The following is a 15,263-nucleotide window of genomic DNA, read 5'->3' on the forward strand; positions in this document are numbered from 1 at the left end:
ACAGTCTTCCCTGGGGTGAGTCGGAAGGTTCAGTGCCGATGCTGGCGGGTTACGCCGGCATCGAATTGCGCGACCACCAGTTGCCAGCCGCCGGCGATCAGGGCGCTGTCGCTGAGGTCGGCGGGTGCCGCCAGGTTGTTGCTGCGGTTGAGCCAGATATCCGGCGCGGCGTTTGTATCGCTGCCGACCCGCATCAGGAAGGAACCGGCGGTGGCCGTGGCGTGACTCAGTCCGAAGTAGGCGCGTTGGTCGAGCAGGTGCCAGGCGTGACCACCGCGACTGACCGAGCTGGCGTCCTGGGCGAAGGGGGCAAACCCTTCTTCGCCGAGTTGCTCGGGGGCGGGCAGGGCTTGCTGGTCCTGTTGCAGCAGATGGATTTCGTCGAGGGTGACCCGCAGGTCGGCGTAGATGCCCTGCTCGCCGGCGCTCAGGTCGCGGCGCGCATCCACCTGATAGGCCTCGAGGGTGCTGACGTTCTGCTGCTCGCCATGCAGCGCGACCACGGAGCCGGCGACCAGCAGCACGATCAGGCAGAACAGCAGCACGTAGAGGGTTTCATGGCCGGCCCCGGCGGGGCGGACGATCTGGGTGGTCGAGGTGCTCATGGGGCTTCGATATCCCCATGGTCGATTTCAACGATATGCCCGGGACCGGCGTCGAACAGCACATAGAAATCGGTCGCCGGCTTCTTGAAGGTCAGGGTCGAGTCCTGCCCCAGCTTGCCCGGCAGCAGGATGCTTTCGTCATAGCCGATCACGTCCAGGGTCACCCCGGTGGCCGCGCTGCCATCGGAGAAACCGCCCTTGCATTGAATCTGTTCGGCATCGATCTGCTTGCACTCGCAGATCGGGTTGTGGGCCAGGGCGTTGGTACTGAAACCGGCGGCCAGCAGCAGGAGGCCGGTGGCAAGCGTCTTGGGTGGCGTGAAGGTCATTTCCGCGCTCCTTGTTTGTCCAGCCAGGCAAGGGTGGCCGGGGAGGCCTGGCGCAGTGGAAGAGAGGCCTGGTGCACCGAACCGTCCCAGCCCTCGAGGGTGATCCAGAGTTCGGCATCGTCCTGGGTCCGGTCGGGAATCGGCACCACGGCGTTCATGCGATAGGCGGTGCCGAAGAAGATCACTCCGGCGGCACGCAGGCTGCGGGGTTTGCCCACGCGCAGGTAGGCGGCCTTGACCTGCTCGCCACAGCGGTCGCAGAGGCGCGCGTTGAAGCTTTTCAGATAACCGGCGGGCCCGTCGCGACGGGGTCCTTCGTCCCAGAGTTCGGCCATTTCCAGGCTCCAGGGGCCGACCTGGATTTGATTGAGGTGTTTGCCCAGGCCGGTGTCGCCACGGAACAGCGCGGCATCGGAAAAGTAGCGCGGCATGAAACCCAGGGGGATCAGCACCAGCAGGATATTCAGATGGAAGCGCCACTTGTGCCAGAAGCGGCGGAGGGGCGAGGGCGCCGGCAGCGGGCTGTCCTTGCTCACGGGGTCACCTCCGGGGTCTCGGCATTCAGGGCCGCGTGGGCCTTGGGCGCGGGCACCCGTTCGGTCTTGGCACTGCGTTTCAGGGCCTGGGCGGTGGCCAGGGCGGTGCGCTTGGTCCAGATCAGCAGGCCGCTCAAGACCATCATGCTCAACACCAGGCCGAAGAAAAACCAGATCAGCTTGATCCACAGGCCGCCGAAATCCCCGGTGTGCAGGGGCCGCATCGATTCGGTGACGAACTCCAGGTTGTTGCGATCCGAGAGCAGGCGCGATTGTTCGATCTTGCCGGTGTAGGGGTTGATCTGCAGGGTCTGGTACATCAACGGATAACCGCTGCGGCCGCCGACTTCGATGGGGCTGAAGGCGTTGCCGGGCAGGCTGACAAAGCTCGAATCGAGCCCGGGAACCCGTTGCTGGGCGATGCGCAGGGCTTCGTCCGCGCCGAGCATCGGCGCCGGCCGGCCGTCGGGCATCAGCGGCGCGCTGTCATGGGAAATGATCGCCGGGATCGGCCGGCTGGCGAAGCTGATCTGGTTGTCGGCGAGGATCGCCTGGATCAGGAACCAGGTGCCGGTGATGGAAATCACCGCGATAAACCAGATCGACCAGATGCCGCTCAGCCGGTGGAAATCCCCCCAGAAAATCCGCGCGCCGTGGTTGAAGCGCAAGGTCGGCTTGAAGAAGCCCTTCCAGAAACGCTTGTACACCACCAGTCCGGTGACCAGCGACGCCAGCAGCGGTAGTCCGAGCAGCGACACCAGGTACCAGCCCCAGCTGTAACCGTTGACGAAAGGCACCAGCCACCAGCCGTGCAGGGCGCGGGTGAACTGCTTGAAATCGAACGGCGGGCTGATGCCCTGGATCACCCCGGTATAGGGATTGACGTAGACGATCACCGAGCGGCCGTCGGGGTAGTTGATATCGGCGCGCAAGGCGAAATGCGCTTCGTCCGGGCGAATGATCTGCTGGACGATCACCTCGGGATCGCTCTTGGCGATGGCGGCGATCACCTGGTCGAAGCTGAGCAGCGGCGCGTCGTCGAACGGCTTGCTGGCGCGGATCTCGGGATTGGCCAGCCAGACGATTTCCTGGCTGATCACCGCCAGGGTGCCGGTGACACAGACGATCAGGACAAAGAACCAGATGGGCAGCGCCAGCCAGCCATGGACCAGGAACCAGAGTCTTGAGCGGGATTTCTTCGAGGTGGAAGGCTTCGACATGGGAAAGCGGCGGCTCGATTTCTAAGGGTGTCATTTGGATAAGACGGATGAGCCCCGGAAAAACGTATAGGGAAATGAAAGTAAATGTTTCAGCGGTCAAAACCGCCTTGGTCGCCGACCGACGTTGCCCGGTCCGCCTAATTTCCCTGTACGGCCATCCGTTAATCGAAGCACAGCCAAGTGCGTGGCGCATTTGCGCGCCCCCACTTGCGATCCGAGATCAAGGGAGAAGAGTCGTCATGAACACTGCATTGAGTTTGGATATCCGGCCGCTGCTGACCGGGTCGGGCACCTTGCCCATGCTGATCCAGGCGCCTGAACCCGGTCTCGACCTGCGCGAGGCGTTCGCCGAATGCAAGCCGCTGATCGACGCGCACCTGTACCGTGCCGGCGGGATTCTGCTGCGCGGTTTCGAGGTGGGCGGTGCCGAGGCCTTCCGCGAGTTCGCCGCCGGTTTCGGTCATCCATTGCTCAACTACGAGTTCGGCTCGACGCCGCGCAGCAATGTGACCAAGGGGGTCTACACCTCCACCGAATACCCGGCGCACCAGAGCATTCCGCTGCACAACGAGCAGGCCTACACCCTCGAATGGCCGATGAAGATCTGGTTCTACAGCATGATCGCCGCGCAGACCGGCGGCGAGACGCCGATCTGCGACAGCCGTGAAGTCTATCAGCGGGTCCCGGCGCGGATCCGCGAGCGTTTCATCAGCAAGGGCCTGATGTACGTGCGCAACTACGGCAACGGCCTGGATGTGGAGTGGAACCAGGTGTTCAACACCGAGGACGAGGCGCTGGTCGAGGCCTACTGCCGGGCCCATTCCATCGAATGCGAATGGAAGGACGACGGCGAGTTGCGCACCCGCCAGCGCTGCCAGGCGGTGGCCCGGCACCCGGTGACCCAGGACATGGTCTGGTTCAACCAGGCGCATCTGTTCCATGTCTCGAACCTGCAGCCGGAAGTGCGCGAGACCCTGCTCGATGCGGTGGACGAGGAAGACCTGCCGCGCAATGTCTATTACGGCGACGGCTCGGCCATCGAGGTCGACCTGCTGGACGAAGTCCGTGGCGTGCTCGACGACTGCACCATCAGTTTTCCCTGGCAGGAAAACGATGTGCTGATGCTCGACAACATGCTCAGCGCCCACGCCCGTTCGCCGTTCACCGGCAAGCGCAAGGTGGTGGTGGCGATGGCCGAGGGGTACGCGCAATGAATCCGCGGGACGCACAGCAACTGGCCCGCCGTTTTATCGCGTTGCCCGAGGAAAAGCGCAAGGTCTTCCTCGCCGCGATGGACCGGGAGGGCGTCGATTTTTCGTTGCTGCCCATCGTTGCCGATAACGGCGTCGCCGAACGCGACGGCCTGTCCTATGCCCAGCAGCGCCTGTGGTTTCTCTGGCAGCTCGACCCCACCGGCGCGGCCTACAACCTGCCGATGGCCGTGCGCCTGAATGGTGTGCTGGAGCTGCCTGCGCTGGAGCAGGCCTTCAGCGCCCTGGTGGCGCGCCATGAGTGCCTGCGCACCACCTTTGGCCAGGACGGCGAGCGGGCTTTCCAGCGCGTGGCCGAGCCGAGCGCGGTACGCATCGCGATCAGCGACCTGTCCGCGCTGGCCCCGGACCTGCGCGTGCAGCGCGCCCGGCAAGCCATGGCCGAGGAGGCGGGGCAGGCGTTCGACCTGGAGCGCGGGCCGTTGCTGAATATTCGCCTGCTGCGCCTGGCCGAGCAGGAGCATGTGCTGTTGCTGACCCTGCACCACATCATCGCCGACGGCTGGTCGATGAATATCCTGGTGGATGAGTTCACCCGTTTGTATGACGCCTGCGTCGCCGGCCAGGCACCGGGTTTGTCGCCCCTGACCGTGCACTACCGCGACTACGCCCTGTGGCAGCGCAGCTGGCTCGAAGCCGGTGAGCGTGAACGGCAACTGGCCTATTGGCGCGGGCACCTGGGCGAAGAGCATCCGCTGCTCGACTTGCCCACCGACCGGGCCTATCCGGCCCAGGCCAGTCACCGTGGCGCGCGTCTGGAAGTACGGGTCGACGCGGACCTGCGCCAGCAACTCAAGACCCTGGCCCAGCGCCAGGGGGTGACCTTGTTCGTGGTCCTGCTGGCTTCGTTCAAGACCCTGCTATACCGCTACAGCGGGCAAACCGATATCCGTGTCGGGGGCCTGATCGCCAACCGTACCCGCAGCGAGACCGAGGGCCTGATCGGCTTCTTCGTCAACACCCAGGTCTTGCGCAGCGAGGTCAGTGGCCAGCAATCCTTCGCCGAGTTGCTGCAGCGCGTACGCGAGGCCGCCGCCGGTGCCCAGGCCCATCAGGAACTGCCTTTCGACGCCTTGATCGAGGCCCTGCAACCGGCCCGTAGCCAGAGTCACAACCCGCTGTTCCAGGTGATGTTCAACCACCAGCCGTTGGTTACCGATGTGCAGGGCAAGACCCTCGCCTGCGGGCTGCAGGTGCAGCACCTGGGTGCGGAGGAGGGCGCTGCGAGTTCGCGGGAGCACGCCGCCGCCAGCGACCTGATGCTGGAAACCCGCGAGGAAGGCGAGCAGCTGTTCGCCGCCTTTACCTATGCCACCGATATTTTCGACGCTGAGACCATTGCCCGTCTGGCCGGGCACTGGCGCAATCTGCTGGCGGCTGTGTGCCGCGATCCGCAACAGGCGGTGGCGCAGTTGCCGATGTTGGTGCCCGAGGAAATCATCCAGTTGCTGGGCCATTCGACCGGCAAACCGGCATCGGTCGCTGATCCGATGCTGCTGCCGCAGCTATTTGAAGCCCAGGTCCGGCGGACCCCCGAAGCCACAGCGCTGATCCTCGCCGAACCCGAAGGTGCACCCCACCTGACCTACGCCGAACTGAACCGCCGGGCCAACCGCCTGGCCCATCTGTTGCGCGAGCGCGGCGTCGGCCCCGACGTGCTGGTGGGGCTCGCCGTGTCCCGCAGCCTGGAAATGGCCGTGGCCATCCTCGCCGTGCTCAAGGCCGGTGGCGCCTATGTGCCGCTGGACCCGCAAACCCCCACCGAGCGCTTGCAGCACATCCTGCAGGACAGCGGCCTGCAACTGTTGTTGACCCAGAGCCCTTGGCTGGCCAGCCTGCCGACCTTCCAGGGCGGCGAAATCCTCTGCCTGGACCAGCTCGACGACTCGGCCTTTTCCGACCACGACCTGCCGGCAAGCATCGAGCCGGATTCCCTGGCCTATGTGATCTACACCTCGGGCTCCACCGGCCGGCCGAAAGGCGTGGCGATCAGTCATGCCGCCCTGGCCGAATTTATCGCCCGGGCCAGCGAATACAGCCAACTGGTGGACTCCGACCGAGTCCTGCAAATGGCCACCAGCAGCTTCGACGGCTTTGTCGAGCAGTTCTTCCCGCCGCTGTGCCTGGGCGCTTGCGTGGTCCTGCGGGACGGCCGCCTGTGGGACAGTGCGACCCTGCATGACGCGATCCTTGAACACGGCATCACCCTGGCGGACCTGCCGGCCGCCTACTGGCACCTGCTGGTCCAGGACTGGGCGGCCCGGCCACCGCAGCAATATGGCGTGCTGCGGCAGATCCATATCGGCGGCGAGGCCATGGCGGTCGACGGCCTGCGTCTCTGGCCGCTCGCCGGCCTGGGCCACGTACGGCTGATCAACACCTATGGCCCGACCGAAGCCACCGTGGTTTCCACCACCCATGACTGCTCGGCACTGTTGCCTGAAGATGTGTCCTGGCGCGGCGTGCCCATCGGCCAGGGGTTGCCCGGTCGACGGCTGCTGGTGCTGGACGACGAACTGAACCTGCTGCCCCAGGGCGCGGTCGGCGAGTTGTATATCGGCGGACCCGGCCTGGCGCGTGGCTATCAGGGGCAACCGGCCCTCAGTGCCCAGCGCTTTATCGTCGATCCGTTCAACCCCGGCGAGCGCCTCTACCGCAGCGGCGACCGCGCCCGCCTGCGCGCCGACGGTGCCCTGGAGTACGTCGGTCGGGTCGACCACCAGGTGAAGATTCGCGGTTTCCGTATCGAACTGGGGGAAATCGAAGGTCGTCTGTTGCAGTGCCCGGGCGTGCGCGAAGCCGCCGTGCTGGCCCTGCCGCTGACGGGCGGCACGCAACTGGTCGGCTATCTGGTGGCGGAGCAGGCCGCGGACGCGGCGACCCTGCGCCAGCAGGTCAAGACCTTGCTGCAAGGCCGGTTGCCCGAGTACATGGTGCCGACCCACCTGCTGCTGTTGCCGCGCCTGCCGTTGACCCCCAGCGGCAAGCTGGACCGCAAGGCCTTGCCGCTGCCCGATCCGAGCCAGTTGCAGGCCCGTTACCGGGCGCCCCACAGCGAGATCGAGCGCAATCTCGCCGAGATATGGGAACAGGTCCTGCAGGTGCCGCAGGTCGGGCTCGACGATCATTTCTTCGAATTGGGCGGGCATTCGTTGCTCGCTGCCCAGGTGATCGCGCGGATCAAGGCGCGCCTGGCGGTCAGCCTGCCGTTGCGCAGCCTGTTTGAAACCCCCTTGCTGGGGGACCTGGCGATTGAAGTGGCGAGCCTGGTCAAGGGCGTCGGTGAGAGCGACTGGGGTGATATGGAGCAGTTCATGAGTTCGCTGGAGGAGGTGGGAGCATGAGTGCCCAGGCCGCATTGAGTCTTGCCAAACGTTTTATCGGCCTGCCGCTGGAGCAACGGCGGCAGTTCCTCGCCCGCCTGAACCAGCAGGGCAAGGATTTCAGCCTGCTGCCGGTGCCGGTCAGCCGCCATGAGCAGGCGGTGATTCCCTTGTCCTATGCCCAGCAGCGCCTGCTGTTCCTCTGGCAGCTAGAACCGGACAGTGCCGCCTACAATATGGCCGCTGCCTTGCGCCTGCGCGGTCAACTGGATGAAAGCGCCATGCAGCGCGCTTTCGAACATCTGGTCCAGCGCCACGAAGTGCTGCGCACCCGCTTCCAGGTCGACGGCGAGCAACCGCGCCAGGTGATCCTCGACCAGCATGCGCTGCCGCTGGAGCGTATCGACCTGACGGCCTGCGCCGCCGAAACCCGTGAAGCCGAGTTGGCCGAGCGGGTCGCCGCGCTCACCGCGCAACCTTTCGATCTGCTCGCCGGCTCCTTGCTGCGGACCACTCTGATCCGGCTCGACGAGGCGCAATGGGTGCTGGTGGTGTGCATGCACCATATCGTCTCCGACGGCTGGTCGATGGACGTGATGGTCAAGGAGTTCGTACAGGGTTATCAGGCCTTCTACCAGAACCGCGAGCCCGGGCTGCCGGAACTGGCCTTGCAGTACGCCGACTATGGGATCTGGCAACGCCGCTGGCTGGAAGCGGGCGAGGGCGAGCGGCAGCTGGATTACTGGCGGCGGCAATTGGGCGAGGAGCAGCCGCTGCTGGAGGTGGCTGCCGACTTCCCGCGTCCACCGGTGCAGAGCTTCCGGGGCCAGACCCTGCGTTTCGATTTCGGCGCCGAGCGTTCGGCACGGCTCCAGGCCTTTGCCCGCAGCCAGGGCCTGAGCCTGTTCATGCTGGTGCTCGGCGGTTATGCCTGCTTCCTTTCGCGGCACGCCGGACAACGGGATATCCGCGTCGGTGTGCCCAACGCCAACCGTGGTCGGGCCGAGGTCGAAGGCCTGATCGGCTTCTTCATCAACACCCAGGTGTTGCGTTGCGAAGTCGACGAGCGCGAGAGTTTCCTTGAGCTGCTGGCGCGGATTCGTGAAAGCAGTTTTGGCGCCCAGGCGCACCAGGAGTTGCCGTTCGAACAACTGGTGGATGCCCTGGCGCCGCAACGCAGCCTGGACCACAACCCGCTGTTCCAGGCCAAGTTCAACCAGAACGTCGGCATGCAGAAGCAGCGCACCCTGAGCCTGCCGGGCCTGCTGGTCGAGGAATACCCGCTGCACAAGGACGGCACCCACTTCGATCTGGCCCTGGACATCACCGACGCCGGCCATCTGATCCTTGGTGAGATGACCTATGCCAGCGACCTTTACCAACCCTCGACTATCGAGGGTTTCATTGTTTCGTTGCTGCGGCTGTTAGATGCCGTGATGCGCGCCCCGCACGCGCCGCTGCTGAGCCTGGAAAACCGCCCACCGGCCCTGGCGACGGAACCCCGTATAGCGGCGATTCCGGTTCTGCAACAGTGGAACGCCCAGGTGCAACGCCAACCCCAGGGACTGGCCGCTCGCTGCCTCGAGCGGACCCTGGGTTTCCTTGAACTGGACCAGGCGGCCAATCGCCTCGCCCATCATCTGCGCGACCAGGGTGTCGGCGTCGGCGAGCCGGTGGCGGTGCTGCTGGAGCGCTCGCTGGACTGGCTGACCTGTGTCCTGGGGATTCTCAAGGCCGGTGCGGTGTATATGCCGCTGGACAGCAAGGCCCCGGATGCACGTTTGCAACCGATGCTCGAACGCGCCCGCGCGCGCCTGCTGCTGTGCGCCGAAGGCGATCCCCGGGTGACGACGCTGGCCGTTGCCGGTTGTATCGGCCTGGCTTATGCCCCCGGACAATGGCGTCATCAAGCCGATACCACGCCGGACCTGGACCTGGCGGAACAGGCCCCGGCCTACGTGATCCATACCTCCGGCTCCACCGGCCTGCCCAAGGGCGTGCTGGTCAGCCACGGGGCCCTGGCCAGTTATGTCAGCGGCCTGCTGGAGCGTCTGGAGCTGGCACCCGAGGCGAGCATGGCGCTGGTCTCCACCATCGCCGCCGACCTCGGTCACACCATGCTGTTCGGTGCCCTGTGTTCCGGGCGCACCTTGCATGTGCTGCCCGAAGAGCTGGGTTTCGATCCCGACCGCTTCGCCGAATACATGCGCGAGCATCAGGTCGGCGTATTGAAGATCGTTCCCGGCCATCTGGCGGCGTTGTTGCAGGCGAGCGAGCCCGCCGACGTGCTGCCCTGGCATGCGCTGGTCGTCGGTGGCGAAGCCTGTTCGCCGGCGTTGTTCGAGCAGATACGGGCACTCAAGCCGGACTGCCGTTTTATCAATCACTACGGTCCCAGCGAAACCACCGTCGGCGTGTTGGCGAACGAAGTCTCGGCGTTGCATCCGCATGCCCGGGGTGTCGCGGTGGGCCGCGCCTTGCCGGGTGCCCACGGCTATGTGCTGGACGATGTACTCAATAGCGTCGCCGAGCAGGTGCCGGGCGAGCTGTATATCGGTGGCGCCAGTGTCGCCCTGGGTTATCTCGGGCAGCCGGGGCTGACCGCCGAGCGTTTCCTGCCCGATCCCTTCGGTGTGCCGGGAGCGCGGGTCTATCGCAGCGGCGACCGCATGCGTCGCACGCGCCAGGGACTGCTGGAATTCCTCGGGCGCAATGACGACCAGGTGAAGATTCGCGGTTACCGGGTGGAGCCGGCGGAAGTCGCCCGTGTGCTCCAGGGCCTCGACGGCGTGGCCCAGGCGGCAGTCCTGGCATTGCCGGTGGATGAGGACGCCGGGCGCCTGCAACTGGTTGCCTACTGTGTCGCGGCAGCCGGTGCGCAATGCTCGGTCGATGACCTGCGCCGCCAATTGCAGGTGTGCCTGGCCGATTACCTGGTGCCGGCGCAGATCGTGCTGCTGGAGCAATTGCCGCTGACCGCCAACGGCAAGCTGGACAAGCGTGCGCTGCCGCAGCCGGGAACCGTGCAGCAGGGCTATGTTGCCCCGGTCGGCGAGATCGAAGAGCAACTGGCGGCGGTCTGGGCCGATGTGCTCACGCTGGAGCGGGTCGGCACCCGCGACAACTTCTTCGAACTGGGCGGCGACTCGATCCTCAGCCTGCAGATCATCGCCCGGGCCAAGCGCCTGGGCATCCGCCTCAGTCCCAAGCAGTTGTTCGAGAAACAGACCATCAGCCAGTTGGCCACGGTGGCGAAGCGGATCGAGAAGAAGCCGGCGAGCGAGGTCGTGGCCCAGGCCAGTGGCCGGCAGTTGCTGCTGCCGATCCAGGCACGGTTTTTCGAGATGGAGATTGTTCAGCGTCAGCACTGGAACCAGTCGCTGATGCTCAAGCCCCGTGAAACCCTGGAGGCCGCGCCTCTGCAAGCGGCGCTCGCGGCGCTGGTGGCGCAACACGATGCTCTGCGCCTGAGCTTCGACCTACAGGAGGGTCAATGGCAGGCGCACTACGCCTCGGCAGCGCCGGCCGATCTGCTGTGGGTCCGTGAACTCGCCGACCCGAGGCAACTGACGGAGCTGGCCGATCAGGCCCAGCGCAGCCTGGACCTGAAGCACGGCCCGTTGTTGCGTGCGGTGCTGGTCAATCTGCCCGCCGGCGAGCAGCGCCTGCTGCTGGTGATCCATCACCTGGCGGTGGACGGCGTGTCCTGGCGGATCCTGCTGGAAGACCTGCAGCAGGCTTATATTGCCAGCGCCTCCAGGCAGCCACCGGCTCTGGCCGCGCGCAGCAGTTCGCTGCAGACCTGGGCCGAGCAGTTGCACGGTTATGCTCGCAGCGCACGTCTGCTGGCCGAGCGTGATTACTGGTTGCAGACCCTGGCGGGCGACCTCCAGGAGTTGCCGTTTGAACGGGCTCCCGGGCAGGTATCTGTCGGCGAGGTCGGTCATGCCAGCTCACGCCTGGACAAGACGCTGACCCAGCAACTGCTCAAGGTCGCGCCGACCGCCTATCGCACCCAGGTCAACGACCTGCTGCTGACCGCCCTGGCGCGGGTGCTCTGCGACTGGAGCGGACAACCGTCGGTATTGGTCCAGCTCGAAGGCCACGGTCGCGAAGACCTGTTCGACGACCTCGACCTGAGCCGCACGGTGGGCTGGTTCAGCAGCCTGTTTCCGCTCCGCCTCACACCCCAGGCGGAGCCGGGTGTTTCCCTGTGCGGCATCAAGGAGCAACTGCGGGCGGTGCCGAACAAAGGCATCGGTTATGGCGTGCTGCGTTACCTGGGCGATGCCGGTTTTGCCCAGCAACTGGCGGCCTTGCCCCAGGCGCGGGTGACCTTCAACTACCTGGGCCAGTTCGACGGCAGTTTCACCGAAGCCGACGGCGCGCTGTTCGTGCCCACCGGCGAATCCACCGGGCGCAACCAGCCAGAGGACGCGCCGTTGGGCGACGGCCTGAGCCTCAATGGCCAGGTGTTCGACGGCGAGCTGCAACTGGATTGGGCGTTCAGTCGCCAGCAGTATCGGCCTGAAACCATCGAAGCCCTGGCCCGCGCCTATGAACAGGCACTGAGTGAACTGATCGGACATTGCTGCCAAGGCGGACAACTGGGCGCGACGCCATCGGACTTCCCGCTGGTGACTCTCAGTGCCGGGCAACTGCAGCGTCTGCCGGTGGCGGCGGGGGCGATCGAGGATCTCTATCCGCTGTCGCCGATGCAGCAGGGGATCCTCTTCCATCATCTGGACGATCCGGAGGGGGCGGCCTATATCAACCAGCTGCGACTGAATGTACGACAGCTGGATGTAGAGCGTTTCCGCCAGGCCTGGCAGCAGGCCGTGCAGGCCCATGAAATGCTGCGCACGGTATTTGCCTGGCCCCAGGAACTGGCGGCGCCGGTGCAGATTGTCCTGCACACGCTGCCGATGCCGATGCAGGTTCACGACTGGCGCACGCGGGGCGAGCATGAGGCGGCCTTCGAGCAGTTGGCGCAAGCCGACCTCGCCGCCGGTTTCGAGCCCCATCGCGGACCTTTGCTGCGGGTGACGCTGGTGCGCACCGGCGAGACCGAATACCGGATGATCTACACCAGCCACCATCTCCTGATGGACGGCTGGAGCACCTCGCAGCTGTTCGGCGAAGTGCTGCAACGTTATGCCGGGGTGAGCATTGCCCGGGGTACAGGACGTTATCGCGACTATATCGAGTGGCTCGGCCAGCGCGATGCCCGCGCCAGCCAGGACTTCTGGAGCGCGGCCGTGGCCGGTCTGCAGGAGCCGACCCGCCTGGCCGGGACCTTGGGCGGCCATCAACGGGCACAGGGCTATGGGGAACATCGGCATGTGTTCAATGAGGCGTTGACGACTGGGTTGAACCGGTTTGCCCGGGAACGCAAAGTCACCCTCAACACCCTGATGCAGGCCGCCTGGCTGCTGCTGTTGCAGCGCTATACCGGCCAGGATTGCGTGGCCTTCGGTGCCACCGTGGCCGGCCGTCCGACTGACCTGCCCGGGGCCGAGCAGCAGATCGGCCTGTTTATCAACACCCTGCCGGTGGTGGCGAGCCCTGATGCACAACTGACGGTGGGTGAGTGGTTGCAACAGGTGCAGGACCTCAACCTGGCGTTGCGCGAGCACGAGCAGACGCCGCTTTACGAGATCCAGCGTTGGGCGGGCCTGGGCGCGGGCGGGTTGTTCGACAGCCTGCTGGTGTTCGAGAACTATCCGATGGCCGAAGCGCTGGGCCGGGCTTCGGATGCGGGTCCTGAGTTCGCGGCTATAGAACGTTCCGAGCAGACCAATTATCCGCTGACCCTGGTGGCGGTGACCGGGCGCGAACTGATCGTGGATTGCGGTTACGACCGGGCCGGTTTCGACGCTGCGGGTGTGGCGCGACTGGGCCGGCAGCTGGAATACCTGATGCGCCAGTTCATGGTCGATGCGCGTCAGCCGTTGGGTGCGCTGGAGTTGCTCGACCCGGCCGAGCGGCAGGTCGCCCTCGACTGGAGCCGGCGCTCTTCTGTAGGAGCGAGCTTGCTCGCGATGGACGTCAACGATAACGCGGGGTACCTGGAGAGTCACGGTGCCCTTGCGCTCATCGCGAGCAAGCTCGCTCCTACAGGGGCAGCGTTCAATCCGCGGATCCGGGGTCATGTGCTTGAGCATCTTGCGGATCAGGTCGCCGGTCAGCCCGAGGCCCCGGCGCTCCTCTTCGCCGACTGGCAGCTGGACTACAGGACCCTGGACCAGCGCGCCAATCGCCTGGCCCATCTCCTGCGCGAGCGCGGCGTCGGCCCCGAGGTGCGGGTCGGCGTGTGCCTGCGTCGCACCCCGGACCTGATCGTCGCCTTGCTGGCGATCCTCAAGGCCGGCGGTGCCTATGTGCCGCTGGACCCCGAGTACCCGCGCGAGCGGCTGTTGCATATGCTCGACGACAGCCACGCGGCGCTGTTGCTGAGTGAGGCCATCCTCCTCGAGCGCTTGCCGCAAGCGCTGCCCGCTCCGGTGCTGCTGATAGAGGAGGGCGATGACTGGCTGGCGAGCTACCCGACCAGCACGCCGTCCGTGGACACCTGCGGGCAGAACCTGGCCTATGTCATCTACACCTCGGGTTCTACCGGCAAGCCCAAGGGCGTGGCGGTCACCCATGACAACCTCGCGGCCTTGATCCACTGGTCGTTGCAGGCCTATGACCGCGAGCAACTGCGCGGGGTGCTGGCCTCGACCTCGATCTGCTTCGACCTGTCGGTGTGGGAGATCTTCGTCACCCTGGCCGGTGGCGGCTGCCTGGTCCTGGCGGACAATGCCCTGGCGCTGGCGGAACTGCCGGCCCGCGAGCGGGTCACGCTGATCAATACGGTGCCCTCGGCCATCGCCGCGCTGTTGCGGGCCGGGCAGATCCCGGCCTCGGTCGGCACCCTCAACCTGGCTGGCGAGCCACTGAAGCAGACGCTGGTGGATGCGCTCTACGCCGGCACCCGGGTGCGTCAAGTGTATGACCTGTACGGTCCTTCGGAAGACACCACCTATTCGACCTTCAGCCTGCGCACCGCCCAGGGCACGGCGAATATCGGGCGTCCATTGGAGAATACCCAGGCCTATCTGCTCGATCCCGGCTTGCAGCTGTTGCCCGCCGGGGTGGCGGCCGAGTTGTACCTGGGCGGTGCCGGGGTTTCCCGGGGCTATCTGGGCCGACCCGGACTGACCGCCGAGCGTTATGTGCCGAACCCGTTCGGCACTGACGGCGAGCGCCTGTATCGCACTGGCGACCTGGTGCGCCAGGGCGAGGGCGAGCGGATCGAGTACATCGGTCGCGCCGACCATCAGGTGAAGATTCGTGGTTTCCGCGTCGAGTTGAGCGAAGTCGAAGCCTGTCTGCTCGAGCAGCCGTCGGTGCGCGAAGCGGTGGTGCTGTCCCAGGAGGATGCGGCGGGCAAGCACTTGCAGGGCTATGTGGTGACGCCAGCGGGGATTGTCGATGCCCAGGCGTTCATCGCCGGTCTCAGGACCGCCCTGGCCGCGCGCTTGCCGGCGCATATGGTGCCCGGCCAGTTGCACCTGGTCGAGGCCTTGCCGCTGACCCCCAATGGCAAGCTCGACCGCAAGGCCCTGATCGCCCTGGGCAGCGGCCCCCGGCAGCAGCACTACGAGGCGCCGCGCAGCGAGTTGCAGATCCAGGTCGCGGGGCTCTGGCAGGAGGTGCTGGGGATCGAGCAGGTGGGCCTGGGCGACAACTTCTTTCAGTTGGGCGGCCATTCGTTGCTGGCGACCCTGGTGGTCAGCCGGATCGGCGAACGCCTGGGCGACAAGATCCCCCTCAAGGAACTGTTCCAGGCCGACAACCTGCTGGCGTTCTGCGAACGGATCGAAGCGCTGCGCGGTGCATCGTCGCCTGTTCAGGATGAATTGGCTAAATCCCTGGAGGCCCTCAAACGTCTATCCCTCGAAGATCTGGAAAAACTGATTTCTTGAGGGGAAGCA

The 15,263-nt window shown here is 65.7% G+C and carries 7 protein-coding genes; 3 read left to right on the forward strand and 4 right to left on the reverse strand.

The features are described 5' to 3' along the window. Window positions 1–29: 29 nt before the first annotated feature. Genes M5C56_RS20295 through M5C56_RS20310 form a run of 4 tightly spaced genes read right to left on the reverse strand, consistent with a single transcriptional unit; the run spans window position 30 to window position 2,690 of the window. A complete protein-coding gene (locus tag M5C56_RS20295) occupies window positions 30–605 on the reverse strand; it encodes a DUF6162 family protein (protein WP_103496892.1) in 576 nt (191 codons plus the stop codon). Further along, a complete protein-coding gene (locus M5C56_RS20300) occupies window positions 602–934 on the reverse strand; it encodes a hypothetical protein (RefSeq protein WP_103496893.1) in 333 nt (110 codons plus the stop codon). The genes M5C56_RS20295 and M5C56_RS20300 overlap by 4 nt, the downstream gene beginning before the upstream one ends. Further along, window positions 931–1,470, reverse strand: coding sequence for a thiamine pyrophosphate-binding protein (locus tag M5C56_RS20305; protein WP_103496894.1), 540 nt, complete (start codon window positions 1,468–1,470; stop codon window positions 931–933). The genes M5C56_RS20300 and M5C56_RS20305 overlap by 4 nt, the downstream gene beginning before the upstream one ends. After that, a complete protein-coding gene (locus M5C56_RS20310; protein ID WP_103496895.1) occupies window positions 1,467–2,690 on the reverse strand; it encodes a PepSY domain-containing protein in 1,224 nt (407 codons plus the stop codon). Before M5C56_RS20310 ends, M5C56_RS20305 begins: the two co-directional genes overlap by 4 nt. Before the next feature lie 239 nt (window positions 2,691–2,929). On the opposite strand from M5C56_RS20310, the gene M5C56_RS20315 reads away from it, so the two are divergent. Genes M5C56_RS20315 through M5C56_RS20325 form a run of 3 tightly spaced genes read left to right on the forward strand, consistent with a single transcriptional unit; the run spans window position 2,930 to window position 15,254 of the window. Next, window positions 2,930–3,904: a TauD/TfdA family dioxygenase gene (locus M5C56_RS20315; RefSeq protein ID WP_103496896.1), complete on the forward strand. Its 975-nt coding sequence runs from the start codon at window positions 2,930–2,932 to the stop codon at window positions 3,902–3,904. Then, window positions 3,901–7,305: a non-ribosomal peptide synthetase gene (locus M5C56_RS20320; RefSeq protein ID WP_103496897.1), complete on the forward strand. Its 3,405-nt coding sequence runs from the start codon at window positions 3,901–3,903 to the stop codon at window positions 7,303–7,305. The genes M5C56_RS20315 and M5C56_RS20320 overlap by 4 nt, the downstream gene beginning before the upstream one ends. Continuing rightward, window positions 7,302–15,254 (forward strand): non-ribosomal peptide synthetase, encoded by a 7,953-nt coding sequence (locus M5C56_RS20325; protein WP_247263285.1) that lies wholly within the window; start codon window positions 7,302–7,304, stop codon window positions 15,252–15,254. Before M5C56_RS20320 ends, M5C56_RS20325 begins: the two co-directional genes overlap by 4 nt. Window positions 15,255–15,263 lie beyond the last annotated feature (9 nt).

The organism is Pseudomonas sp. MWU13-2862 (genome assembly GCF_023242495.1).
Taxonomy (GTDB): Bacteria; Pseudomonadota; Gammaproteobacteria; order Pseudomonadales; family Pseudomonadaceae; genus Aquipseudomonas; species Aquipseudomonas gingeri_D.